Genomic DNA, 25,037 nt, shown 5'->3' on the forward strand with positions numbered 1-25,037 from the left:
CTCTATTCGGCCAAAGCGCGCGGATACCCGATCTTGAAAGTCCGGATGCGTCCTCTATTCGGCCAAAGCACGCGGATACCCGATCTTGAAAGTCCGAATGCGTCCTCTATTCGGCCAAAGCACGCGGATACCCGATCTTGAAAGTCCGGATGCGTCCTCTATTCGGTCAAAGCGCGCGGATACCCGATCTTGAAAGTCCGAATGCGTCCTCTATTCGGCCAAAGCGCGCGGATACCCGATCTTGAAAGTCCGAATGCGTCCTCTATTCGGCCAAAGCACGCGAATTCCCGATCTTGAAAGTCCGAATGTGTCCTCTATTCGGCCAAAGCGACCCGGTTTCCTCGCCCGTTTGTCCGAGTACATGCTCTAAGCGTACACCGCGCTTGGGTTCCCTCACTAGCTTGTCCGAATGCCCACTCGATTTGGCCATACTTCCTTTTTCCTTGCTTATATGGCGCTTCGCCAGAAATAATTTATGTTTGCGCCTTTAAATACAGGTGAACGCTCCTACATGCTTCACTCTCTTGTTTTATCATTGATTCCTCTATAATATAGTAGTATTGAATGAGACGGGAAGGAGGCATGCATTTTGAATACAAGGCTTACACTTAAACAAATCAAAGAAATGTGTGGAGATATCTCCTTCAAAAGAGGCGAAGCTTTTTATTCTGGAAATAAGGTTGTTTTGCAAAAAAATACATCTGATTCCTGTGATGCCATTGTCAACACAGGTGAAGGTTTTCGAGTAACGATAAAGGTGAATAATGAAGGGGAGTTGCAAACGAGTTGTAGCTGTCCAACCCTTGCTTCCTTTGAAAAAGAGTGCCAGCATACTGCCGCAGTCTTAATTGCACTCTACTATAAGCAGACTGCTCCACAGCATTCCGAGTTAGCTGAAGGATTGCTGTCTATTTTTCAAAATAGCTCGAAGCGCTCAAGTGGACAGCAGCTTCATTTTGAGGACAGACAGGTTCTGGAAACGATTTTTACCTGTATGCCGATTGCTGGGGAAAATGGGCAAATGATGGTTGCCATAGAACTACAAGTGGAAAGCAACCCGATATTACATATTCGTGAGTTTTTAGAATGTGTTGCGAGTGGAGAAAGAAGCATACTGTCTCTAGCATTTACCTATGATCCGAGCGTGCACTGTTTTCAAAGAGAAGCCGATCAAGTGATTCATGAATTAATTCAAGTGAATCGCGATGAAGAACTTTTGTTTGAACATATTGCCTCTGAAAAGAAGAGCCTTTTGATTGTACCACCCACTTCGTGGAAGAGACTTCTGCCATTGCTCACAAAAATTCCGCAAGCAAGGCTTAAATATGGCAGTACGGTATTTCAAGGATTACAGGTTTCAAATGAGCCTATAGATTTACAATTTGAATTTCAAGCAACAGTGGGCGTTACATACCAATTAGCCGTATCCGGATTAGATCGCCACATCCTTTTGCCGACCTATGAGTGCATATTTTGTGACGGTCAAGTTTTTCACTTGGATTATGATGATTGTGTTAGATTAGCCAATCTACAGGAGATGCTCTTTTCTTCCAACACGAATCATATTCCAATTCCGAAAGAACAGGTTCATTACTTTTTAGAAAAAATATTGCCAGGCTTAAAAAAGCTTGGGACGGTAACGATTGCCAAGGAGTTAGAAAACAGGCTGATTCGGACACCGCTCACTGCGAAGCTGTTTTTAGATCGTGTGAAAAATCGTTTGCTTGTTGGGCTTGAATTTCATTACGGAAAATTGGTCATTAATCCAGTAGAAAACTCGAATACGGGTGTAATGATCGTCAGGGATACAAGAAAGGAAGAAGCGATTTTATCAATAATAGAAGAAAGTGAATTGACAAAAACGGATGAAGGCTATTTTCTTCATCATGAGGAGCTTGAATATGAGTTTTTAACATATACAGTTCCCAAGCTGCAAAAACTAACGGAAGTGTATGCGACAACAGCCGTTCGAAATCGAATTATTAAAGGACATGCCCCGCCTAAAATAAAGGTGAAGTTCAAAAAGGAACGAACAAATTGGCTCGAATTTAAATTTGAAATGGATGGGATTCCGGAAACGCAAATTCGTGAGCTTTTGCAGGCATTAGAAGAAAAACGGAAATATTACCGTTTGCGCAACGGTTCATTACTTTCATTAGAGACGAGAGAGTTTGAAGAGATTAAGCGTTTTTTAAAGGCGGTTCCCATTCAAGAAGAAATAGATGCTTCATTTGAGCTGCCACTGGTAAAAGGGATCGCATTTCTTGATGTCATAATGGAAAATGACCTCTTTAGCCCCGAAGAGTCTTTTCGTGAATTTTTAAAAGAAATGACTGAACCGGAAGCTAGTCGTACCAACGTTCCTGCCAATTTGGCACATGTGTTGCGCGATTATCAAAAGCGCGGCTATCAATGGATGAAAACCCTCGCTAGCTATGGATTTGGCGGAGTTTTGGCAGATGATATGGGGTTGGGGAAAACGGTGCAGAGCATCGCCTATATCGAGTCGGTGATGGAAGATATCCGCAAGCATACACTTCCAGTCTTGATTGTTTGCCCATCTTCTGTCACATATAACTGGCTAAATGAATTAGGGAAATTCACACCAGGAACTAAAGTAGCTGTCATCAATGGGGAAAGAAAGGATAGGGTAAGACTTTATCAACATTTGCAGGAGAAGGATGTCTGGATTATTTCCTATACATTGCTTCGGAAGGATGTTAGTTTGCTTGAACGGGAAAAATTTCATACCATTTTCTTTGATGAAGCACAGGCATTTAAAAACCCAATGACGCAAACGGCAAAAGCTGTCAAGAAGCTTCATGCCGATTATCGTTTTGCATTAACAGGGACGCCAGTGGAGAATTCTAGTGAGGAGCTTTGGTCCATTTTCCATGTTGTTTTTCCAGAGCTTTTTAGAGGATTGAAGCAATATGCCAATTTAACTTCAAAGCAAATTGCAAGAAGAACGCGTCCGTTTCTCCTCCGCCGTATGAAGGAAGATGTCCTTGGTGAATTACCAGAGAAAATTGCGCTTCAAGAATCGGTTGAGCTTTTCAGCGAACAAAAGAAACTGTATGCTGCCTATTTGGCAAAGCTTAAAAATGATACGCTTAAGCATTTGGACAAGAATACAATCCGAAAAAACCGGATTAGAATTTTGGCTGGTTTGACGAGATTAAGGCAAATTTGTTGTCATCCTGCTCTGTTTGTTGATGGCTATAAAGGGAACTCGGCAAAGTTTGCCAAATTAATGAATATTGTTGTGGAAGCTAAGCTATCTGGCAGGAGAGTTTTGATTTTTTCCCAATTTACGAAAATGCTTGATTTAATAGGCAGAGAACTAGCTGAACAGGGTGAATCCTTTTTTTACCTTGATGGGAATACCCCGGCAGAGGAACGAATAGAGATTTGCAATCGATTTAATCAAGGAGAGCATAACTTCTTTCTTATTTCCCTGAAAGCCGGTGGGACAGGACTAAATTTAACTGGAGCAGATACGGTTATTTTATACGATCTTTGGTGGAATCCAGCAGTGGAGGAGCAGGCAGCAGATCGGGCTCATCGGATTGGGCAGATGAACACGGTAAAAGTCATTAAATTGATTTCCAAAGGGACGATTGAAGAGAAGATCGATGAACTTCAGGATAAAAAACGTCATCTTATCGATGAACTCATTAAGTCATCAGATCATAATGCATGGGCATTAACAGACGAAGATATTCGCGATCTTTTGCAAATTTAGCTCAGTGGGGAGCATCTCCCCACTGAAAATGGTGCTATTTATTCTTTTTGGCTCTCTTATCAGCGGCATTTGAGCGTGCCATCGCCTCTAAATCATCATGATCGGCTAAATCACGGTCAAATTCAACATCAAGCCCGTCAGATTTCATGTTTTTTGGTACTTGCGGCAATTTCGCCTTGTTTTTATCTCTTGTTTTATGTCCTTGTGCTCGACCCACTAGGAAAACCCCTTTCCAAGAAAAAAGTACGGAAAACACGAATGTTTCCATACTTATTTTTCACTTTCAAGCTAAAAAATATGTTAATGTCTTGCCTTCTTTTTGCTAAAACCGCCTGCTTGGTCAGCGAGCTTAAATTCATGGGAATAGATGACTTCCTGCATACTGGATAATGTGCTTTTTGACTTATCTTTCCTTTTCTTATCAGACAACGTAATCATCCCTCCTTATTCAATACACTTCCTATTTTTCCCTTATTAGGAGGGGATAATACGTTAATTTTCATAAATGTCCGCTAAGGCAGAAGCAATTTCTTTATATTGAAATTGGTAGCCTGCTTGTTGTAATTTAGTCGGAAGAACATGCTGTCCTTCTAAAACTAATAGGCTCATCTCACCGAGGAGCGCTTTTAACATAAACGCTGGTGTTGGGAACCAATGAGGTCTATTCGTCGCTTTTGCTAATGACTTTCCCAATTGCTCCATTTTTACTGGAACAGGTGCAGTGAAATTAACAGAGCCTGAAAGATTTTCATTCTCGATTGCAAAAATGATTCCATTTACGACATCATCAAGATGGATCCAAGACATCCATTGCTGCCCAGTACCTAGGTTTCCACCTGCGAATAATTTATACGGAAGAGCCATTCTTGGCAAAGCACCTTCTTTTTTGTCTAAAATTATACCGAATCGACATAAAACCGTGCGAACATTGAGATGGGTCGCCTCCAATGCTTTTTCTTCCCATTGTTTAACGGTGGAAGCAAGAAAATCGCTACCCGCTGACGCGTCTGCTTCAGTATAACGATCATGTAATGAAGTCCCATAAAAGCCAATTGCACTTGCGTTTAGGAATACTTTTGGTTTTGTGGGAAGCTGTTTCATTATTTGCAGTACTTCTACCACTGTTTGGAGACGGCTCTGGACGATAAGCTGTTTACGTGTTGACGTCCAGCGTCCAGCTCCGATTGATTCACCGGCTAAATTCATCATCACATCGATTTCTTTTAACTGTCCAGCGGGATCGCTTCCTTCTGTTAACCATTGTATGTACTTGATATCTCCGTTCTTTGCTGGACTGCGGGTAAGAATGAATACTTCATGACCTTGCTCAATGAGACGTTTCGTCAAGGCATTTCCAACAAAGCCGCTTCCGCCTGCTATGGCAATTCTCATGTGAATTGTCCTCCTTTTAGTTCGTTATTAATAAATTAGCTTCTATCTCATAAAAGTCCTTTATTTTTGAAGCTGTTTTAAAAATCCTGCTACTGGTTCGCTGCTTTTTTTGTTTTAAGAGCAGGCTTTGTTAACCAGAATTACTGAAATAATCATTATGTGTGAAACCAAAGTTTCACTCGTCTTTCAGTTATAAAGAAAGGTCTAAGAGAAAATGGGCCAAAAATCAACATGACATATAAAGCCTAAAAGTAAAGCAATAGTTTTCATAAAGACATAATTGGATGGCATGTGGTACATTTATAGGGAGGTGAGATGAATGGCTATCATTACAAAAATCACCGTCCAAAAAAAGAACACTGAGCGATATAATATCTTCTTGGACCATGGAAAAGGTGAAGAATATGCTTTTAGCGTCGATGAAGATGTGTTGATAAAATGTAATTTAAAAAAAGGTCTCGAGCTTGATGACTTTGCGCTCATGGAAATTCACTACCATGATGATATTAGGAAGGCGTACAATTTGGCTATTCATTTTTTATCAAGAAAAATGAGAACGGAGCAGGAGGTTCGAAAATATTTAGCTGAGAAAGAGGTTGAAGCGCCTGTTATACAAGAAGTCATTCATAAATTGGATGAGTATCAGTTTTTAAACGATGAAGAGTATGCTTTAGCTTTCGTCCGAACGCAAATGAATACAACTGACAAGGGAATTGAGGCAATTCACCGTGAACTGAAGGAGAAGGGAGTTGCTCCCGCTTTAATGGAACAAGCCTTAAAGGAGTACCCGTTTGAACGGCAAGTGGAAAAGGCAACAGAGCTTTGGGCAAAGGTGCTTAAGAAAGGTTCACGTGAGTCCGAAAGAATGGCAAAGCAGAAAGCGGAACAACATTTAATTCGTAAAGGCTATCCTTTTGAGGTGATTACAGTAGCAGCAGAGGCGCATGATGAGTTGAAAGATGTTGATGAGGAAATGAAGGCGTTAAGATTCCAAGGAGAAAAAGCTCACAGGAAGTATGTCCAGTATGATGGCTATGAATATGAGCAAAAAATGAAACAAGCTTTATATCGCAAAGGCTTTTCGCTCGACATGATTGCCCAGTTTTTAGAAGAAATGAAGAACCGATAATGGGGAGTGGCAACAACATGGAAGATAAAAGATATAGTGAACTAAGCGAATATGAACTTCAACAAGAAATTGCCAGACTAAAGGAACAAGCGCGCAAAGCTGAACAAATGGGAATGGTCAATGAGTTTGCGGTTCTTGAGCGCAAAGCGATTATGGCTAAGGCATATTTAATGAATCCAAATGACATTAAAAAAGAAGAGATTTATGAAATAGAAGGGGATCCAGGGAAATATTTTCAAGTCTCCTATTTGAATGGAGTATTTGCATGGGGATACCGCCTTGGAGAGAGTAAGGAAAAGGAAGCATTGCCAATATCGATGCTAAGAGAGCTAAAATAACCAGAGGCAAAGCTCTGGTTATTCGATTGACGAAGGTGTGTAATTAAATTAAGAGTTTTTTCGAATTTGACGGTGGAGGATAATAATATCTTGCGTTTCCTTAGTTTCTCCATTAACTTGAGAATGTGCATGCTTCGAACGATAATGTGGCGAAGTAAATGGGCTAGAATATGGATTTTGATCAAAAAACTTTTTCGAATTTCCCATTTTAAGCAAGCCTCCCAGAAAAATGATTTCAGAGAAATGCACGGGTCCAAGGAACTGCGTCTATTCGAAAAGCTCAGATGTGTCAGATTCTCGATTATTCGATGCCCTCATCCGTTCTTGCGGATGAGTATTTGTGGTGCCGTTGGCCCTTTTCGAGGCGTATTCTGATTTTGCTCGAGGCTCACCCTCGAACTTGTTTTGATTTTCATACGGGAAACCTTTAGCCTTATTGCGCAAAACAGTTACCCCCTTAAAGAGTCTTAAAATACGTGAAAAGCACTAAATGCTAACCACGTATTCATAGTATGAGCGCATTGCCGAGTAAGTATCATGATTTCAACAAACAAAAAGTTGCCAGCGAGGTGAAAGAAATGCAGGAATACCAGCAAAAATTAGTGGAGCTTTTACTTGAAAAAAATACAAAATTATCCGTTCATCAAGCGCAAACGTGGGTGGAGCTTTTATGGGATGACTTTGAAACAACGCGAGCGAAAGCAGGGCGGGAATATAAGGGCAGCGAGATGACTGAAAAAATTGTCCGGCAATGGATTGAAAATTATGGTGAGAAGCTTCACGAGTTTTTCGCAACGAACCCAAAATATAGTCACTTATTTGAGGATCAGAAAGAGCACTAAAATGCTTTTTTAGAGCAGATGTCGATTTTTTACAATTGTGCGAGTTTTCAGGAAAATTGAGTGCTTTCTCACAGAGAGCCTATTGATTAAATGCGCAAATTTTGAACGCAATTTTCCGCAGCTTTTGATTTAATTGCGGGTCTCACTCTAAATGAGGTAGAGCAAAAAAAGAGTACCACTTTTTGATACTCTTCTTTTTGCCTCTAACAGGTTTAATTCGGAATGATTTCCAGTTTTTTTCTTAATTTTTCTTCGCTAAATATCCAGCCTGTATAGGAAGTAACAATATTTAGCTCTTGATCAAGCTGAACAACGGCGACAAAGGGATAATGATCCTTGCTGCGATAGCGTAAATCGATAAATTTCACTTCATAGTAATTGTCATATTCGTCAACTTCCCAACGGTAGACGGGAGAAAAAGAAAGAAAAGCAGATAAATTTTCATCTTTTTTCGCGGCGGCAATGACTGGAGACGATGGTACTTTTACTCGATTAAATTGATCGATAATGGTGACATCATTGTTGTGGGCACGGCCGACAAAAAATTGATTGTTATTCATGACTGCAATGCGCCATTGATGAAATTTCATTGTTGGTGAAATGATGATGTCGGTAGCATTGGGAATGAGAGCCCGAACCTCCTTCATTACCTTACGCTGCGTAAAAAAGCGAACAAAATAATAAAAGACAAGAATTATATACAGAGTTAAGAAGGTGTAGCCAGGATGGCCACCTAACATCCAAATGATGATTCCAAGCACATGCAATCCAAAAATGTAGGGATCGAATGTATTGATCACTCCGAGTGCGATCCATTTCGATGAGAAGGGTCGCAATGCTTGAGTACCGTAAGCATTAAAAATGTCGACAAAAACGTGTAGGAAAACCGCAAGAAATGTCCAAAGCCATAAATGCAGAAGGTTCGCTTCTGGAAAAAAAGGATAAATAACCGCCGTGATCGCAATTGGCCATAATAACACAGCCGGAATAGAGTGCGTGATTCCACGGTGATTCCGAATGTAAACAGCATTATTTTTAAGTTTAAGAACAGTATCAACATCAGGAGCCTGTGATCCGACGATGGTTCCAACCATGACGCTCGTTGCAGTAGCAGCACTTCCCGCAACAACCGGATCAAGTGTAGCAAGCCCTCCAAGGGCAAGCCCCATAACTAGGTGTGTGCCAGTGTCCAAAAGGATGAACCTCCTTGTAGGATAGAGTGAAATGATCCAGTATAGGCAAAATGCTCTGCCTTAAAGACTAATTAATATATAATAATTTTAACAACATGTGCGCTGTAAATATAGTTTTTTCCGGTATTTTTATAAATTGTTTCAAATAAACTTCACAAATATTTATTATTAATATGTTTGACACCAGGAGGCACATTCATGACAGATTCTTTAAAAAACCTTAAATTAATTGAAAAAGCTGCCTTCCAGGATGATTTAATCGAGTGGTTTGCGAAAGAACAACGGATTTTACCTTGGCGGAAGGATCAGGACCCATATAAGGTTTGGGTTTCCGAAATCATGCTTCAACAAACAAGAGTGGACACGGTCATTCCTTACTTCAATCGTTTTATCGAACAGTTCCCCACATTGGAGGACTTAGCAGATGCTGATGAAGAAAAGGTATTGAAGGCATGGGAAGGATTGGGATACTATTCAAGGGTCAGAAATCTCCAGTCGGCTGTGAAAGAAGTGAGAGAAAAGTATGGCGGGACCGTCCCTAATACGAAGGATGAAATTTCCACGCTGAAAGGGGTCGGTCCTTATACGGCAGGAGCCATTTTATCGATTGCTTACGGAATTCCAGAGCCTGCAGTTGATGGAAATGTGATGAGAGTCATATCCCGCATTTTATCGATTTGGGATGACATTGCCAAACCTTCTACGAGGAAGATTTTTGAGAAGGCGATTGAAGAACTGATTTCTCATGACAATCCATCTTACTTTAATCAAGCATTAATGGAACTCGGCGCTCTCATCTGCACACCAACGACTCCTTCGTGTCTACTATGCCCGGTGCGTGACCATTGCCATGCCTTTCATGAGGGAGTAGAGAAAGAGCTCCCCATTAAGACAAAGGCAAAAAAGCAAAGGCTTATTCGTCTCGCAGCAGTCGTAATAAAAGATAGCGACGGAAATACCGTAATTCATAAACGTCCAAGCAGTGGTCTATTGGCAAATATGTGGGAATTTCCTAATGTTGAAATATCTTTGCCATTTTTACGAGAAAAGAGTCATATTCAAGGTTTATTGTTGGAGCAGCTTGGAATCGAAGTAAAGCTTGGAAAAAATGTCGGGCAAATAGAGCATGTATTCTCGCATCTAAAGTGGGATATTCAAGTATTTGAAGGTGAGCTCCTTACTCCGATAAGGGAAGCCGATGATTTAAAATATGCAACTCTTGAAAGTATTGATGCGTATCCGTTTCCAGTCTCGCACCAAAAAATCATCAAACAATACTATAAATATTCATGAAAAAGCGCCGAGAAAAACGGCGTTTTTTTTCACATCATATGAAGGATGAATCCAATGGCTTGGGCAATTGAGCTTTTTTTTGTTTGAGCTAGTTTCCCGAAAGGTAATTTAGAGGATTTGGACTTAGAATGTTGGTGTACTGCCTTTCTGTCCAAATAGGCCTTCGAATCGAGCGGCAAGTCTGAGCTCTCCATTTTCTGTCCAATCCCGACTTCCGTTCGAACTTGCGAAAGCGGCTCTCAGCCATTTCTGACTGAATAGGTTTTCTAATCGGACATAGAGAGAGCACGTGCATCATTTTTTGTCGGTGCTGCGAAGCCTAAGCGTATATTTTTCTGTCCAAATGCATCACAATCGGCACATTCGCTTCGAAATGCTGGAAAGAGTTGTAACATTAAAATCTTTTTCGAAGTCCACCGCGATTTTCGATTTCTGTAATGATTTCCTGGTGAATGGTTTGACCTTGTGCGTTTAAGTAAGGCGTCATTTGTTGTAAAGAGTGATGAAAATAAGCAAGTTCTTTATCATTCCAGTTTGTAATAGGGAGCATGGACAGTTCTGTCATGTCTCTTCCATCGTACATTTGAAACACTCCTTCATCTTTTGTATACGAATAGTCTTATATTCTCAATTGCTATCTATACAAAGAATGACTAAAATTGAAGAAGAAACTCGGAAGAACGGGGATAAGAAAGGATTTCGATTTTTATGACAAAGGTTGCATTAGTTACTGGAAGTAGTCGAGGAATTGGCAAAGCGACAGCCTTGCGTTTAGCACAGGAAGGCTATGATATTGTGCTCAATTACGCGAGAAGCAAAAAAGCTGCTTTGGAAACGGCTGCTGAAATTGAAGCGTTAGGAAGAAGAGTATTGGTCGTTAAAGCCAATGTTGGGGACGTGGAAAAAATAAAAGCCATGTTTGAAGAAATCGATCAAGTATTTGGTCGTTTGGATGTATTCATCAGCAATGCAGCGTCAGGTGTGCAAAGGCCAGTTATGGAATTGGAAGAATCCCATTGGAATTGGACGATGAATATCAATAGTAAAGCACTTTTATTTTGTGCCCAGGAAGCAGCGAAACGAATGGAAAAGAATGGTGGAGGCAAAATTGTCAGTATCAGTTCTTTAGGGGCCATTCGCTATTTAGAAAATTACACGACAGTGGGAGTATCAAAAGCGGCAGTCGAAGCACTTACTCGTTATTTGGCTGTTGAATTGTCGGCGAAGAATATCGTGGTAAATGCTGTCTCAGGTGGAGCGGTAGATACGGAAGCGTTGAAATCATTTCCAAATCGCGAGGAGCTTCTTGCTGAAGCTAGAGCGAAAACCCCGGCAGGAAAAATGGTAGAAATTGATGATATCGTGAACACTGTAATGTTTCTCGTCAGTGATCAAGCCAGCATGATTAGAGGACAAACAATTATTGTTGACGGCGGCATATCATTATTAGTATAAATAAGTCATTTATTTCCAGAAAATAAATGGATATTTATCTCCACGTCTGGATAAATTAATAGGCGTGGAGGTGATATCAGTGGCAAAGCCAAACAAATCTCAAGCTGGAACTAACATTCAACAAGTGCGCCAGCAAAACGCTCAATCTGCTGGTTCTCAAGGGCAATTCGGTACAGAATTTGGTAGCGAAACGAACGCACAAGAGGTTAGAAAACAAAACCAACAAGCAGAATCTAAAAAATCTCAAAACTCTGGCCAATTTGGTCAATCATAACAGTATATACTTAAAAAAGAACACTCCTTCTTATGCGCAGAAGGGGTGTTCTTTTGTGCAGTAAGAATGCTTTTTTCAAGCGTAAACAGCAAGGTCTGGCAAAGTCTAGTGCTAGTAAAAATCGCTAGTTGGATTTTGACATGCTCCGGTGTTTTTTCGACAAAACTTCCTGTAAGCTTACATAACTAGTCAAAGGAATACCTCTAGGTGGAACGAATATATTAAAACGTGGAATTAAATCAGCTATAGGACGGTGTATAAACATGAATAAATTTAACCGTTTAGTAAGTGAACAGATGGAAACGATGGAAAAGCTGTTATTTCTTCAGTCTGAAATTGAGCGTTGTCAGGATATTGAAAGGGTACTTAAAGAACTTCAAGAGCAAGCTAAATTAGAAAGTGTTCGCAGGGATATAGCAGTAAAGAAAGCAGAATTACAGGAAATCCATAAGATCTTTGAGGAGCAAACTGAAGAGTTAATTCAGTCTTATCAGGATGCACGTGCTTTAGTTTAATGGTTTTAAAAAACAATCGAATCTTTGAAATAAGTGAAGTCATTGAAATATTTCAATGGCTCTTTGTTTTAAATTCTCCCTTTTACCGTTATAATAATAAAAAGAGAAACTGGACAGGCTTTGTTATTTTTGAATAAGTTTAACGAATTCAACAATTGTCGCAATGGCTGTTAACTTGGAAGTCATTGTCAAATATATTCAAGGTGTTCGGAAAATGAAAGTAGGGAGACTAAAATGGAAGTACCTATGGAAGGTGAACCGATACAAATTCATAGCTATAAGCATAATGGACATATTCATCGAGTATGGGATGAAACAACCGTTTTAAAAGGCTCGCGAAATTTAGTTATTGGTGGAAATGATCGGACTATAGTAACTGAATCGGATGGCAGAACATGGGTAACACGGGAGCCAGCAATCTGCTATTTTCATGCACAGCTTTGGTTCAACGTGATTGGGATGATTCGCGAGGATGGGATTTACTATTATTGTAATTTAAGCTCACCGTTTATTTTTGACGGAGAAGCTTTGAAGTACATAGATTATGATTTAGATATTAAGGTTTTTCCCGACATGACCTTTAATTTGCTTGATGAGGACGAGTATGAACGGCACCGAAAGGAAATGAAATATCCTGAAGTGATTGATCAAATTTTAAAAACCCATGTGGATAAGCTCATGCGTTGGATACGTCAAAGAAAAGGTCCTTTTGCCGCGGATTTTATTGATATTTGGTATGAGCGATATTTAACCTACAGACGCTAACAAGGAAATGTATGATGAGATCGCCTGTTGACATGGATTCAACAGGTTTTTATATGTGAATAATGTTGTTAGTTAGAAGCGTTGCTAACGTTTGGTGTTTATGTTGTGATTAAGGTAGGAGAAGGAAGATTGGAAAGGTCTGTTTTGAAAAGTCAGGTCTAGCTGGTGTTAAGCATTGATCTGAATATTTTTCTAATGGCTGTTTTCAACTAGGGGGGAACAGGTTGGATAGTATACGGAGGTACATGCGTTTCGTAAAGCCATATCGATTCCAAATCATGGGAACGATTGTGATTGGGATTATTAAATTTGCCATACCATTGCTGATTCCTTTGCTGATTAAGTATGTTCTTGATGATATTGTTGGTAATGATGGACTTAGCGGAGATGAAAAGGTAAGCAAGCTCATATTAATCATGGGCATTATGATTGTTATTTTTCTTGTTGTGCGGCCGCCGATTGAATATTATCGTCAATACTTTGCCCAGTGGACAGCGAGTAAAATCCTTTACGATATACGGGACAAACTTTTTACCCATATACAAAAATTGAGTTTTAAGTATTATTCCAACACGAAGGCGGGGGAAGTCATTTCTCGTGTGATTAATGACGTCGAGCAAACGAAAACATTTGTCGTTACCGGCTTGATGAATTTATGGCTGGACCTTGCTACTATTGTGATCGCAGTTGTCATCATGCTGACGATGGATGTGTCATTAACATTTGTTTCGCTTGTTTTATTCCCTTTTTATGCATTTTCAATCAAATATTTTTTCGGGAATCTACGAAAGCTGACGAGGAGGCGCTCTCAGGCCCTTGCTGAGGTTCAAAGCTATTTACATGAACGGGTACAGGGAATGCCTGTTATAAAAAGCTTTGCTATTGAAGATGAAGAGCAAAAGCGCTTCGATTCACAAAATAGCAATTTTTTAAGTAAAGCGATTGAGCATACAAAATGGAATGCGAAGGCATTCGCAGTAGTCAATACGATTACAGATATTGCCCCGCTTTTAGTGATCGGTTACTCTGGTTATCAAGTGATTCAAGGTCATTTATCGATTGGAGAAATGGCTGCTTTTATTGCTTATATTGATCGTCTTTATAACCCGCTACGAAGGCTGGTAAACTCATCAACGACATTAACCCAGTCGATCGCTTCCATGGATCGGGTCTTTGAATTTATCGATGAAAAATATGATATTGCTGACAAACCAAATGCGATTCCCTGTAATAAGGTCTCCGGCCATATTCAATTAGAAAATGTGAGTTTTGCTTATGACAAAGATGAAGAGAAAGTACTGAAGAATATCTCCCTTGATGTGAAAGAAGGAGAAACGATTGCCCTCGTTGGTATGAGCGGCGGAGGCAAGTCCTCATTGGTTAGTTTGCTGCCGAGGTTTTACGATGTGACAGAAGGGCGCATCCTTCTTGATGGCATCGATATTCGCGAGTTCGAGGTCCGTTCGCTGCGCGATAAAATTGGGATGGTGTTACAGGATAATATTCTCTTCAGCGAATCGGTGAAATCAAATATTTTAATTGGCAAGCCTGATGCCACGGACGAAGAAGTAATTGAGGCAGCGAAAGCAGCTAATGCCCACGACTTTATTATGAATCTGCCTGAAGGCTATGATACGAAGGTAGGCGAACGTGGAGTGAAGCTGTCAGGCGGGCAAAAACAAAGGGTTGCGATAGCGAGAGTCTTTATTAAGAATCCACCTATATTAGTCTTAGACGAAGCTACTTCTGCTTTAGATTTAGAAAGCGAGCATTTAATTCAGGAGGCGTTGGAGAAGTTGGCTAAGGAGCGTACAACTTTTATCGTTGCCCATCGACTGTCAACAATTACCCATGCAGATCGCATCGTCTTAATTGAAAATGGAGAAATCGTCGAAATCGGTCGTCATGAACAATTGATGGAAGCACAAGGTCATTATTATAAGCTTTTTCAAATTCAACAATTAGAGCATTAGAAATAGAAGCGATAAAGATCGCTTTGAAAAACGATGCACGAAAGAGAACAAGCGCAAGCACTTGTTCTCTTTCGTTTGTTTTTTGTTCACTTCTCTATTCCACGTTTAAAGTTAGTAAAGGAATTCGTTCTTGATATTTTTTTACTAATGCTTCATTATGAGCATCGGAATCTTCCATGTTTCCACTGAGGAAAATGGGTGGTTCAAAACCTCGATCAGCCATGATTTTTATAGCTTCAGCAAAAATACTGTTTAGAATCGTTGCACCGATCACCGTTGAGGTCGGGCCAAACTTAATTTTCACTTTTTCGTAAGCTAAGATGGCATCCCCTTTAGCAGAGTGATTATCGATGACTAAGTCAACCGAGTTAAATAGATGTTTGCCGCTTTTATGGCGAGAAGGTTGGCTTTTAGCATATTCTAGAGAGGTAATTCCGATTACAAAGGCGCCTTTTTCTCTTGCATAGTTGGCAACATCAACGGGAACAGGATTTCGTCCGGAAGTCGATAAAACAAAAACAATATCATTTGCCTTGATCTCATGCTCTTTAATAAAGTTTTCAGCATAATCATTTTTTCGCTCGAGTTGGGAAGAACGCATAGCCCCTTCATGAAGCATTAGCGGCTCGAACAAAATTGGTTTAATGGGCACTAACCCACCAGCGCGATAGAAAACCTCTTCGGTTAATATATGTGAATGGCCGCAGCCAAACAATTGAATAATGCCGCCTTTTTCGATACTATTTGCGACTTTTTCTGCTGCTAATTGTAAATGCTCTTTTTCATTTTCTAAAACGTGCTCTAGTAAATGGCTGACTTTTTGAAAATAATTCGATAGCATATGTTACCCCTCCAGTGCATGTAATACTTCTGCAACTTCTGTTGGAATTGTTTTTCCTGTTACCTTATCGATGGTAGAGCCAAAAATATGCGGCATGAAAAATTCTATTTCAATACTCTTTATAGCATTAATAATGGTGCGAATATTTGCTGCGCTAATGCCACCAGCAGGTTCAATGCCACGAATTCCTTTTTGAGCTGCTACTTTCGTTAAATAAACAAGCTCCTCTAGATGAACTTCACCGGATAGAGGCATAAATTTAATAGATTCCACTCCAAGTGCATGGGCAATTTCCACGAATTCCTCCACTTTTACTTCAGAACCAGTTGGTAATTTCACTGTTCCAATGGTTCCACTTGGATTCACTAATGCATTAATGAGTTGTGGTGAAGCAGCCTTTCCGTCTATAAACCCTTTTGCATATACAGCATTCTCAAAGGGTTGATTAATGTGGCCCGGGTTGGAGAGGGCGGCAATGTCGAGAACCCGTTTTGCGAACACGGGGTCTCCGCCGCCACCAAGGCCAATGGAGACGATGTCCACCACTTCTTTCAGCTCTTTCACTTTGCTTGCGCCATCTTCAATGTTGGAAAAATCGGATGCTACGATTCCAGGTACGACGAACCCTTTACCAGCTTCCATGACTTCCTCGGCATTTGCTTTATCTTTTGCTAAAAAATTGAATAGGACAAAATCAAAAAGTTTTTGTTTTAACATATTAACGGCCTTCTTTCATCTGTTCAATAAGTTGGACCATGTTATCAAGGGCAACTTTAATTATTTTTTCACCTTTATCCACTCGAGCTAATGTCGCATCACTTAAGACAGCTGTTTCGGTGAACTCTTCCCATGGTGTCGGTGTTACATCAGCACTCATCGGAATCGTTGGCATATCATTCAACGCTTTTTCCATCTGCACGAATTCGGGAGCTAAATATAACATATACGATGTTTCGATTTCGTCAGCATGAAAGTATGTTCCGTGACTTGCAGGAGTTTCTCTCACTTCACTGATGATCTTGCCGGTTCCCGGATAAAACAAGTACAGGACTGTTAAGCCTGGATATTTTTCATAAAGCTTGCGCGCAGCTTCTTTCATGGCAACCGCATTTCCTAGATGTCCATTGACCATCGCGAAAATTTGGAATCCTTGACGATATAAGCTTTCACCAATATCGTATAACATACTAATCAATGACTCATTCGAAACATTGATGCTCCCAGGGAAGTTTTTTAAACTCCAAACTTGTCCATAAGGTAAGGTTGGCAAAACAAATCCATTGATGCGCTCTGCAAGCTTTGCACTTAGTCGTTCTGCTAATAGATTATCAGTACCTAATGGCAAATGGGGACCATGTGCTTCTACAGCACCTATTGGCAAAATCGCAACCTTTTTATTCATGATTTTTTCTTTTACTTCAAAGGAGTTCTCATATTGGAATTGCATGCTTGCACCTCGCTGTCTATTTTTTAAATGTAAAGCATCTTGCTGGGTTTTCGACGAAAAATTTATGAATCAATTGTTCTCCATTAAAGCCCTTCTGATTCGCCTCATCTATAAATCTTGGAACCCATTTGGCAATAATATATTCTAGGCCTAAGCCATAATCGTAATGTTTATAATAGCTTTTGCGGGCTGTATCACCAGATATTAAGATTTGGTTTTCAAAGCCTTTTTCTACTAAATTTAAGATACATTCAATTCTCAGCGATTCTGGTGCGTATTTGATTTTCGCAATGCCATCGAAGCTTAACAAGGCGCCGGTTTTGGCAATTTTTTCATGATAGTACGGATCCGGATTGCGGTCCATATGTCCGATGCTTAAGTATTCTAGGTTCACATTTTCTGATTTCAATAGTTCAATTTGTTCCAATGCCATTGTACCAGCTTCTGTATGTGAGTGGATGGGAGCTTTTGTTTCATGATGAGCTCTTGCTACTGCACGTAAAGTTTTCTCCTCTAACGGTGTGATGCGGTTATAGCCTGTTCCGAATTTTACTTGTCCTGCTTTAAAGGGAGTACCTTCGAGTCCTTCTTCAACTTCCCTTATTACAAAGTCAGTTAGCTTATTAATGCTTGTGTTCTCGATCCATTCTGCGTACGTTTGGTAATTTCCGATAAGGGGCTTGAGCTCGTCCTTTATCTTTCCATCCCAAAGAAAGCTTTTGTTAAAACCAGCTGTTCCGACAATGTGTAGATCAAGCTCGTCGGAAATTTCTTTTACAGCTTGAACATCTCGACCATAGTCTACAGCGGTAGCATCAACAATAGCCTTTCCACCATGACGCTTAAAATCAGCTACATCTTTTTTAGATTTCTCTTTATCATCTAACAGTAAATCATTTGCGTCTCTTTCAGCCCAATAGGCTGGACGGCAAACAATATGTTCATGCGAATAAGTAAAGCCTAACTCTTTCGCTTGAATATCTCCTCTTAATGTACGAATAAAGCTCATATCGATTCCTCCTGATTGACTAAATGAAAACCGACATAGTTTCATGTCGGCTCAGGCGGTTATCGTAAACGTTTGCTTTCTTTCCCTTTTTCTCGTGCTGTTCCCTTCATAGGAAACTCCGCATTTTTCAAGATTTAGCAAGGTGAACCAAACGTTGTCATTCAACCTGAAGACAGATGGATGTCGGTTTTCATTTTGTTGTTAATTAAAGAGCATTCCGATTAATTTGAATAGTGGTCCTAGGATAAACATATCTGAATCCGCTGCCCACATGGCAGTATCTGGAATTGTGGAAGAGATCAGTGTTTTTACCATGAGATACTGACCCCAAGCGACGATCGTTGCAGTAATGAAACCGCCCATTAGTGCGCCACGCACACCGCCGGTTGCGTTTCCAAAAACTCCTGCTGTTGCCCCATGGAAGAAAAGTACGATCATTGTTGGTACAAAGACATAGCCTACTGTTTGACCTAAAACAATCAGCCAAATAAGTCCACCTGCAAAGGCTCCGAGGAAACCAAGAATAACGGCATTTGGAGCATAAGGGAATACGACAGGTGCGTCTAATGCCGGTCTTGCTCCTGGTACAAGCTTTGTCGCAATACCATTGAAGGCAGGAACGATTTCACCAATAAACATTTTTACCCCGAAAAGGACGACCGCGATACCAGCTGCAAAGGTAAAGGATTGAATGATGGCATACATTATGAAATTTTGCTCTCCAGCTTGGGCAATTAATGCATCTGCAGCCGGAGTATCTTTCATTGAAAGAATGACAGCGCCTACCACGAATAGAATACTCATCGTTAAGGCCGTAATGACATTGGAATCTCTAAGGAATTCCAATCCTTTAGGCAATTTAATCTTTTCAGAATCATTTTCTTTATTGCCAAACCATTTCCCAAACCATGATGCAAGTAAAGCAACAATCGCAGACGTGTGACCTAAAGCAATTTGATCATTTCCAGTTACTTTTCGCATATATGGTTGAACGATCGCTGGCTGTAATGTCCAATAAATCCCCATAAATACGGATAATATGAGAACTAATGCCGTGAATGGAATATTTGTTGCTGAGTCGATGAGAACGCCGGCAAAAATCATCGTTGTCCAGAACATCATATGTCCAGTCAAGTAAATATATTTAAAGCGAGTAAATCTTGCCAAAAGCACGTTTATGACAAATCCGATAAACATTGCTAATGTAACTGCGGAACCGTATTTTGCATTGAATGCTTCTTGTCCCATGAAGGAACTAAATTCTGCGCCTTCAATTCCAAATACCTCACTCCACATTGGTTCAAACACACCGAGGGCACCTGTGATGACTCCGGCACCAGCATTAATGATTAAGAAACCAATCATTGCTTTAAAAGTGCCGCTGATAATTTGACTGCTATTTTTTTTCTGTAATATCAAACCGAGCAACACGATAAAACCTAATAAAATTGCTGGTATTCCAAAGAAGTTAGATGCTAACCATTGAATAACCTCCATTATTAATCCTCCCTTTTTATCTAGAATTTACTACGCTAAATTTGCTTCAAGAGCTGTTTTTATCTCATTGGTATCAAAGTAGTTATTGACAATAATGATCTTAGATGAATGTCCTTCTAATGATTGTGCTAATTCGTTGCTTGTAATGATATAGTCAGGATGCTCTGCAGAAGCGCTGGAAACATCCGTATTTTCTACATCTGCTTCAATTCCCATCTCACGTAGCACATTCTCCACATTAATTCTTAAAATTAAACTTGTTCCTTGTCCTAGACCGCAGACACATAAAATTTTCATCATTCTTGTCCTCCTAATAGTGGTTTAATTTCTTCATAGCTTTGAGCAGTTAATAGTTTTTCTACATTTTCTTGATCAGATAGAAGCGCCATCAATTTTTGCAGCACGGTTACATGCTCGATACTAGATGAAGCACCTAAGCCGAAAACCAACCTTACTGGGTCGTTATAAGAATGACCAAATTTAACAGGGGTCTTTAATCTTACAAATGAAACACATGCCTCGTTGACGCCATCTTCTGGACGAGCATGAGGAAGAGCAATATTTGGTGCAAGAACAAAGTAGGGACCGTTTGTTTTAAATGAGTGCACCATTGCATTTACATATGTTTCTTCAACAAGTTTGTTATTCTTGAGGAGCGTACCTGTGCTAATAATAGCTTCTTCAGGTGAATTAGCTTCTACGTCTAATGCAATCAAAGATTCCTCCAAAAATTTCATGTATCACACCTCCATGTTTGTTAAGCTAATGCTGTTCAATTAAGGATTTTTTAATGTATTGATGGATTTCCCGTGCTGAGTGAAGTTTGATTAATCTGTTAACTGTTTCTTTCTTAGAAAATAATCCTGTTAATTGGGATAATGCCCTGAGATGTGATTCTTGATCAAATGGAGCTAATGTAATGATTAAGAAGACATCATGTTTAGAATCATTTGAAAAGGAGACAGCTTCCTCTAGCTTCAACAGACTTATGCCAAGTTTTTTGACACCATCCTCAGGTTTTGCATGGGGGATGGCTACCTTTGGTGAAATGACGATATAAGGTCCATGTTTTTCAACATTTGAAATCATTGCGTCCCTATATTCTTTCGTAATATATTCACCTTCTATAAGTGAGTTTGCAGCCAATTTAATAGCCGATTTCCAATCTGGTACGCTTGGCATTGTATGAATATGCTCTTCTTTTAAAATATCAATTAAGTTTGGCTTATATACTGCAGTTAGAGAAATTTCGGATCGATTTAAATGCTGGCGCAATTCTTTGATTAGTTCGTCCTTTTGATGTATCGTTGCATATTTTTCAATCACATCAACAATTCTGTCTGTTGCCAAGTTTTGTTTTTGTGAGCTATTAAAGATGGCGTTTACTTTTTTTAACAAGCCTTCTTTTTCTGCATCAGATAAAATCGGATTTACGACGAATATGGGAGTATCATTTTTTTGAATCGCTGTTGTTGAAAAGACGAGATCAATGTCATAGTCTTTTTCTTCATAATCTCTAACGGAAACAGAATCGATAATATCGATTGTCGAAAATAAGCCTTCTAATTGCTGTTTTAATATTTGTGAAGTTCCAATTCCATTTGCACAAACGACTAGAGCTTTTTTTCTAGAAATCAGCGTAGTACCGGCTCTCCGTAGACAGCCGCCGAAATGAAATGAAATGTAAGCTATTTCATTTTCCGGTAGCGGTTTTCCAATTAACTTTTCGAAGGGCTCGATCACCTTTTGTGTAAGCGAGTACACCTCCTCAAACTTAGATTTAACAGAGTCGACGATGTTTTTTTCGACGTCGAGTCCATATTTGACTCGATAAAAAGCAGGTTTCAAATGTAGAACAAGATTTTTCACCAGCATTTCCTGATCATCAAATAGTGTACATGCGAGTATCTGAAATTGATGGGTCATCTTTTTAGCAACATTCGTTAATTCTTCTGAAAGTATATTGTCATTTCTATCTTCCTCAGAATAATTTACGCGCGCTCCCAATAAGTAGGTTGTAAAATAAAATTTTTCATCCTCAGGAAAGGAGGTATCAAAAATACGTTCGAGTTTTCTACAAATTTGTTTTGTCACTAAAAACGCTTTCGTTTTTCTTAAAACATCTTTCTCAACTAAATCCATTTTTATATATTTCTTTTGCGCAATCCTCATGCTAAATAGCACCAAGCGTAAACTTAAGCTATACAGCATATCATCTGTAAACTTAATATTTAATTCTTTTTCACTTTGAAAGAGAAATTGATAAACCTGTTTTATTAAATGTAAAAATTGTTCACAGCTATTAGGGTCATTTACTTGCAGTTGAATAGCAGCTACTAACGAATGATGATTTTGGATTGGGATCGCAATCGATAAATAATATCCAATCGCTCTGCGAATTTCAGCTTCGTCACCAGCAATGATGTACCCTTTTTTACGCTCAAACCCGAGATGAAGATGGAAGGAACGAATATCTGCCTTTAATGATTTAATATCCTCGATCGTAGTAGTTCTACTAACTCTGCTTTTTTCCATTAAATCCTCTAGGAAATAGCTTTTCACACCCATTAAGATATAGAGAGCAATCCACGCCTTGCGTTCATCCTGCGAGTATTCATAGTGCCAAGCTTTCATTTTCTCTATTTTGCTGGGAACTAATTTTTTTGCACGGTCCGTTAAAATAAAGCCAGCAGAACGAATGTTTTCAATCTTATCGATTCCAAGGCTGGCGAGCCAATCATTGATTTTTTCCATATCATAATAGATGGTTCGCCGTGAAACATTTATTTTCTCTGTTAATTCCTCCGCAGAAAGATAAGAGTCAGCATTGATTAGTTGCATTAAAATGGCAGTACTGCGTTTATCTAATGACATGTCATATTCCTCCTTGCACTAAAAGATTGTGCAGAAAGATCAAGGGCAATTGCTTAATTTGATCGTACATCTTCCTTACTGATATTAAAAGACCAAGTACCATCCATTGCTTTTGTGCAAAATCGTACTGATTTATCGAAATAGTCTAACAGCACTAAATGAAGTGGAGGAGGTAAAAAGGTTTTTGTCAAATAGATGACCACTTTTCGCGTTATATTTTTGAAAAATAATTTCAGAATATAACTTATATTATCTATTGGTATTACTGGGTTTATACTTCGAAAGAATTTAATGGAAAATTCGTTATATATAAATAATTCTGTTAAATAGTAGACGAAGTGTTATTTTTTTTATAAAATATAGAATATTAGGAAGATTTACGTAATGTTTAAATTTTATCCGGCAAGATCATTTTTAGTAAAACACCATGATGAGAGCTTTGTTTTAGAAGGGAATCATTTTAAAAATGCAACTTTGAAAGGAGTAAAAGTGTGACTCAGGCTCCCGTTTTAGATGTAAAAGAATTGAGAACATCATTCATTTCGTCTGATGGTGAAATTCCAGCAGTCGATAATATTAGTTTTGCGGTTAATAAAGGAGAAATTCTCGGAATCGTTGGGGAATCGGGATGCGGAAAAAGCGTAACTTCATTATCGATTATGAAGCTCATTCCTCAACCACCAGGAAAAATAGTAGGTGGAGAGATTCTTTTGAACGGTGAGGATCTTGTCCCGGCCACAGAAAAAAGGATGCGGCAAATAAGAGGCAATGACATTGCAATGATTTTTCAAGAGCCAATGACGTCTTTAAACCCTTTGTTTACGATTGGAAATCAATTAGTTGAAGGGATTATTTTACATAAAAAGGTAAGCAAGAAGGCAGCCGTTAAAATTGGTGTCGAAATGTTAAAGCTCGTCGGCTTGCCTAGAGCAGAACAGATTATGAAGGAATTTCCCCATCAGCTTTCAGGTGGAATGAGACAGAGGGTAATGATAGCGATGGCTTTATCCTGTGATCCAAAGCTGCTGATTGCGGATGAACCTACAACCGCTTTGGATGTAACGATCCAAGCACAAATTTTATCTTTAATGAAAGATTTAAACAAAAAATTAGATACAGCGATTATCATGATTACCCATGATCTAGGGGTGGTAGCAGAGGTTTGTCAAAGAGTGCTCGTGATGTATGCAGGAAAAGTAGTTGAAGAGGCAAGTGTGAGCGAGATTTTTAAAAACCCAAAGCATCCCTATACGATCGGGTTATTGCAGTCAGTGCCTGATGTTCGTGAAAAGAAAGAAAGGCTTTATTCAATCCCAGGTAATGTGCCAAGGCCAGGAACGATTACGACAGGATGCCGTTTTGCTGCACGATGTGACAAAGTGCAAGAACGCTGTTTAACAGAGGATCCTGAACTATATAAACAGGGCGACGGCCATTATGTCCGCTGTTTCCTGCATGCCTCGGGAGGTGAAATTTAATGGCAGAAGTATTGCTTAAGGTAGATAACTTGAAGAAATATTTTCCGCTTACGGGAGGTATTTTTGGCAAGAAAATTGGCGATGTCAAAGCGGTTGATGATGTCAGTTTTTATGTGAATAAGGGCGAAACCCTTGGTCTTGTTGGAGAATCAGGGTGCGGAAAGTCGACAACTGGGCGCGTACTGATGCGCTTGTTGGAACCAACAGCAGGAACTGTAGAATTTGACGGAAAAGATTTGACCAAGCTCAAAGCGGAAGAAATGAGGCAAATGAGGAAAGAAATACAAATGGTGTTTCAGGATCCATTTGCATCATTAAATCCGCGTCACACCGTTGAAAAAATTCTTGAGGAACCACTCATTGTCCACGGGATCAAGGATAAGGATGAGCGCAAAAGAAGAGTGAAAGAAATGCTTGAAGTCGTCGGCTTAAACAGCTACCATGCTAAGCGCTATCCCCATCAATTCAGCGGTGGGCAAAGACAGCGCATCGGAATTGCCCGCGCTTTAATGACGAAGCCTAAATTAATTATTGCTGATGAGCCAGTGTCAGCATTGGATGTGTCCATTCAATCGCAAGTGCTGAATTTGCTGGAGGATTTGCAAAAAGAATTTCAATTAACCTACATATTTATTGCGCATGACCTCGGTGTTGTCAAGCATATAAGTGATAGAGTAGGGGTTATGTATTTAGGCAGATTAGTAGAAATAACTGAATCGGAAAAGTTATATGAAAAGCCTTTGCACCCCTATACGAAAGCATTACTAGCATCGATCCCAATTCCGGATCCGGACTTGAAACAGGAAAGAGAGCTGCTAAAAGGGGATTTACCAAGCCCTTCTGATCCACCTCAAGGCTGTGCTTTCCATACCCGGTGCGGCGATTGTATGGAAATTTGTAAAGTAACTAGACCAGAATTGGTAGAAGTTGAACCAGGTCATTATGCAGCGTGCCATTTGTATAACAAGTGAAAAGCT

At 39.6% G+C, this 25,037-nt stretch carries 27 protein-coding genes; 12 read left to right on the forward strand and 15 right to left on the reverse strand.

Going from position 1 to position 25,037, the window contains the following annotated elements:
* The first annotated feature begins 589 nt into the window (after positions 1-589).
* Positions 590-3,745, forward strand: coding sequence for a DEAD/DEAH box helicase (locus FCJ93_RS22860; protein WP_137744773.1), 3,156 nt, complete (start codon positions 590-592; stop codon positions 3,743-3,745).
* A 34-nt stretch (positions 3,746-3,779) separates the two neighbouring features.
* Here the strand turns inward: FCJ93_RS22860 and FCJ93_RS22865 are convergent, their stop codons facing one another.
* From FCJ93_RS22865 to FCJ93_RS22875, 3 genes are all read right to left on the reverse strand, one after another.
* The gene (locus FCJ93_RS22865; protein WP_095314113.1) at positions 3,780-3,962 is read right to left on the reverse strand and encodes a YfhD family protein; all 183 of its coding nucleotides are present in this window, start codon (positions 3,960-3,962) and stop codon (positions 3,780-3,782) included.
* Between the two features lie 83 nt (positions 3,963-4,045).
* A complete protein-coding gene (locus FCJ93_RS22870; protein ID WP_095314111.1) occupies positions 4,046-4,174 on the reverse strand; it encodes a YfhE family protein in 129 nt (42 codons plus the stop codon).
* Positions 4,175-4,237: 63 nt separating this feature from the next.
* A complete protein-coding gene (locus FCJ93_RS22875) occupies positions 4,238-5,137 on the reverse strand; it encodes a TIGR01777 family oxidoreductase (protein ID WP_137744774.1) in 900 nt (299 codons plus the stop codon).
* Between the two features lie 319 nt (positions 5,138-5,456).
* Between FCJ93_RS22875 and recX the strand changes: the two genes are divergently transcribed.
* Entirely contained in the window at positions 5,457-6,266 is an 810-nt protein-coding gene (gene recX, locus FCJ93_RS22880; protein WP_137744775.1) for a recombination regulator RecX, read from the forward strand.
* Between the two features lie 17 nt (positions 6,267-6,283).
* On the forward strand, positions 6,284-6,604 hold the full coding sequence (locus tag FCJ93_RS22885; RefSeq protein ID WP_095314105.1) for a YfhH family protein: 321 nt from the start codon (positions 6,284-6,286) through the stop codon (positions 6,602-6,604).
* A gap of 48 nt (positions 6,605-6,652) precedes the next feature.
* On the opposite strand, the gene FCJ93_RS22890 is transcribed toward FCJ93_RS22885, so the two are convergent.
* Complete coding sequence (locus tag FCJ93_RS22890; RefSeq protein WP_137744776.1) at positions 6,653-6,811, reverse strand: YpzG family protein; 159 nt, start codon at positions 6,809-6,811, stop codon at positions 6,653-6,655.
* Between the two features lie 60 nt (positions 6,812-6,871).
* Positions 6,872-7,048, reverse strand: a complete 177-nt coding sequence (locus tag FCJ93_RS22895; protein WP_137744777.1) for a small, acid-soluble spore protein K — start codon at positions 7,046-7,048, stop codon at positions 6,872-6,874.
* A gap of 134 nt (positions 7,049-7,182) precedes the next feature.
* On the opposite strand from FCJ93_RS22895, the gene FCJ93_RS22900 reads away from it, so the two are divergent.
* The gene (locus FCJ93_RS22900) at positions 7,183-7,446 is read left to right on the forward strand and encodes a YfhJ family protein (RefSeq protein WP_137744778.1); all 264 of its coding nucleotides are present in this window, start codon (positions 7,183-7,185) and stop codon (positions 7,444-7,446) included.
* Positions 7,447-7,658: 212 nt separating this feature from the next.
* Here the strand turns inward: FCJ93_RS22900 and FCJ93_RS22905 are convergent, their stop codons facing one another.
* Positions 7,659-8,639, reverse strand: a complete 981-nt coding sequence (locus FCJ93_RS22905) for a metal-dependent hydrolase (RefSeq protein WP_137744779.1) — start codon at positions 8,637-8,639, stop codon at positions 7,659-7,661.
* Positions 8,640-8,837: 198 nt separating this feature from the next.
* Here FCJ93_RS22905 and mutY point away from each other — a divergent pair, with 198 nt between their 5' ends.
* On the forward strand, positions 8,838-9,932 hold the full coding sequence (gene mutY, locus FCJ93_RS22910) for an A/G-specific adenine glycosylase (RefSeq protein WP_137744780.1): 1,095 nt from the start codon (positions 8,838-8,840) through the stop codon (positions 9,930-9,932).
* Between the two features lie 394 nt (positions 9,933-10,326).
* On the opposite strand, the gene FCJ93_RS22915 is transcribed toward mutY, so the two are convergent.
* Positions 10,327-10,515 carry a hypothetical protein gene (locus FCJ93_RS22915; RefSeq protein ID WP_095314094.1) on the reverse strand — a complete coding sequence of 63 codons (189 nt, stop codon included), beginning with the start codon at positions 10,513-10,515 and terminating at the stop codon, positions 10,327-10,329.
* A gap of 125 nt (positions 10,516-10,640) precedes the next feature.
* Between FCJ93_RS22915 and fabL the strand changes: the two genes are divergently transcribed.
* The 5 genes from fabL (at position 10,641) to FCJ93_RS22940 (ending at position 14,914) form a co-directional block, all read left to right on the forward strand.
* Positions 10,641-11,387, forward strand: a complete 747-nt coding sequence (fabL, locus tag FCJ93_RS22920; protein WP_137744781.1) for an enoyl-[acyl-carrier-protein] reductase FabL — start codon at positions 10,641-10,643, stop codon at positions 11,385-11,387.
* 79 nt (positions 11,388-11,466) lie between these two features.
* Positions 11,467-11,661, forward strand: coding sequence for a gamma-type small acid-soluble spore protein (locus FCJ93_RS22925; protein ID WP_095314090.1), 195 nt, complete (start codon positions 11,467-11,469; stop codon positions 11,659-11,661).
* A 263-nt stretch (positions 11,662-11,924) separates the two neighbouring features.
* Positions 11,925-12,176 (forward strand): YgaB family protein, encoded by a 252-nt coding sequence (locus FCJ93_RS22930; RefSeq protein ID WP_095314087.1) that lies wholly within the window; start codon positions 11,925-11,927, stop codon positions 12,174-12,176.
* Between the two features lie 234 nt (positions 12,177-12,410).
* Positions 12,411-12,941: a nucleoside tri-diphosphate phosphatase gene (gene ntdP / locus FCJ93_RS22935; protein ID WP_095314085.1), complete on the forward strand. Its 531-nt coding sequence runs from the start codon at positions 12,411-12,413 to the stop codon at positions 12,939-12,941.
* A 224-nt stretch (positions 12,942-13,165) separates the two neighbouring features.
* On the forward strand, positions 13,166-14,914 hold the full coding sequence (locus tag FCJ93_RS22940; RefSeq protein ID WP_095314083.1) for an ABC transporter ATP-binding protein: 1,749 nt from the start codon (positions 13,166-13,168) through the stop codon (positions 14,912-14,914).
* 94 nt (positions 14,915-15,008) lie between these two features.
* Here FCJ93_RS22940 and FCJ93_RS22945 read toward each other — a convergent pair whose 3' ends face one another.
* The 8 genes from FCJ93_RS22945 to FCJ93_RS22980 form a co-directional block, all read right to left on the reverse strand.
* The gene (locus FCJ93_RS22945) at positions 15,009-15,755 is read right to left on the reverse strand and encodes an SIS domain-containing protein (protein ID WP_137744782.1); all 747 of its coding nucleotides are present in this window, start codon (positions 15,753-15,755) and stop codon (positions 15,009-15,011) included.
* Between the two features lie 3 nt (positions 15,756-15,758).
* Complete coding sequence (locus FCJ93_RS22950) at positions 15,759-16,472, reverse strand: KDGP aldolase (RefSeq protein ID WP_137744783.1); 714 nt, start codon at positions 16,470-16,472, stop codon at positions 15,759-15,761.
* 1 nt (position 16,473) lies between these two features.
* Positions 16,474-17,202: a creatininase family protein gene (locus FCJ93_RS22955; protein WP_137744784.1), complete on the reverse strand. Its 729-nt coding sequence runs from the start codon at positions 17,200-17,202 to the stop codon at positions 16,474-16,476.
* Between the two features lie 16 nt (positions 17,203-17,218).
* Positions 17,219-18,211, reverse strand: a complete 993-nt coding sequence (locus FCJ93_RS22960) for a phosphotriesterase family protein (protein ID WP_137744785.1) — start codon at positions 18,209-18,211, stop codon at positions 17,219-17,221.
* A gap of 201 nt (positions 18,212-18,412) precedes the next feature.
* Positions 18,413-19,708, reverse strand: coding sequence for a PTS ascorbate transporter subunit IIC (locus FCJ93_RS22965; RefSeq protein ID WP_137744786.1), 1,296 nt, complete (start codon positions 19,706-19,708; stop codon positions 18,413-18,415).
* A gap of 30 nt (positions 19,709-19,738) precedes the next feature.
* A complete protein-coding gene (locus tag FCJ93_RS22970) occupies positions 19,739-20,005 on the reverse strand; it encodes a PTS sugar transporter subunit IIB (RefSeq protein ID WP_095314177.1) in 267 nt (88 codons plus the stop codon).
* The gene (locus tag FCJ93_RS22975) at positions 20,005-20,445 is read right to left on the reverse strand and encodes a PTS sugar transporter subunit IIA (protein WP_095314069.1); all 441 of its coding nucleotides are present in this window, start codon (positions 20,443-20,445) and stop codon (positions 20,005-20,007) included. Before FCJ93_RS22975 ends, FCJ93_RS22970 begins: the two co-directional genes overlap by 1 nt.
* Before the next feature lie 25 nt (positions 20,446-20,470).
* Positions 20,471-22,582 (reverse strand): BglG family transcription antiterminator, encoded by a 2,112-nt coding sequence (locus FCJ93_RS22980; protein WP_137744787.1) that lies wholly within the window; start codon positions 22,580-22,582, stop codon positions 20,471-20,473.
* 491 nt (positions 22,583-23,073) lie between these two features.
* Here FCJ93_RS22980 and FCJ93_RS22985 point away from each other — a divergent pair, with 491 nt between their 5' ends.
* Together FCJ93_RS22985 and FCJ93_RS22990 are read left to right on the forward strand one after the other, a co-directional pair.
* A complete protein-coding gene (locus tag FCJ93_RS22985) occupies positions 23,074-24,060 on the forward strand; it encodes an ABC transporter ATP-binding protein (RefSeq protein WP_095314065.1) in 987 nt (328 codons plus the stop codon).
* Positions 24,060-25,031, forward strand: a complete 972-nt coding sequence (locus FCJ93_RS22990) for an ABC transporter ATP-binding protein (RefSeq protein WP_095314064.1) — start codon at positions 24,060-24,062, stop codon at positions 25,029-25,031. Before FCJ93_RS22985 ends, FCJ93_RS22990 begins: the two co-directional genes overlap by 1 nt.
* Positions 25,032-25,037: the final 6 nt, after the last annotated feature.

The organism is Robertmurraya siralis (assembly GCF_005502275.1).
GTDB lineage: Bacteria > Bacillota > Bacilli > Bacillales > Cytobacillaceae > Robertmurraya > Robertmurraya siralis.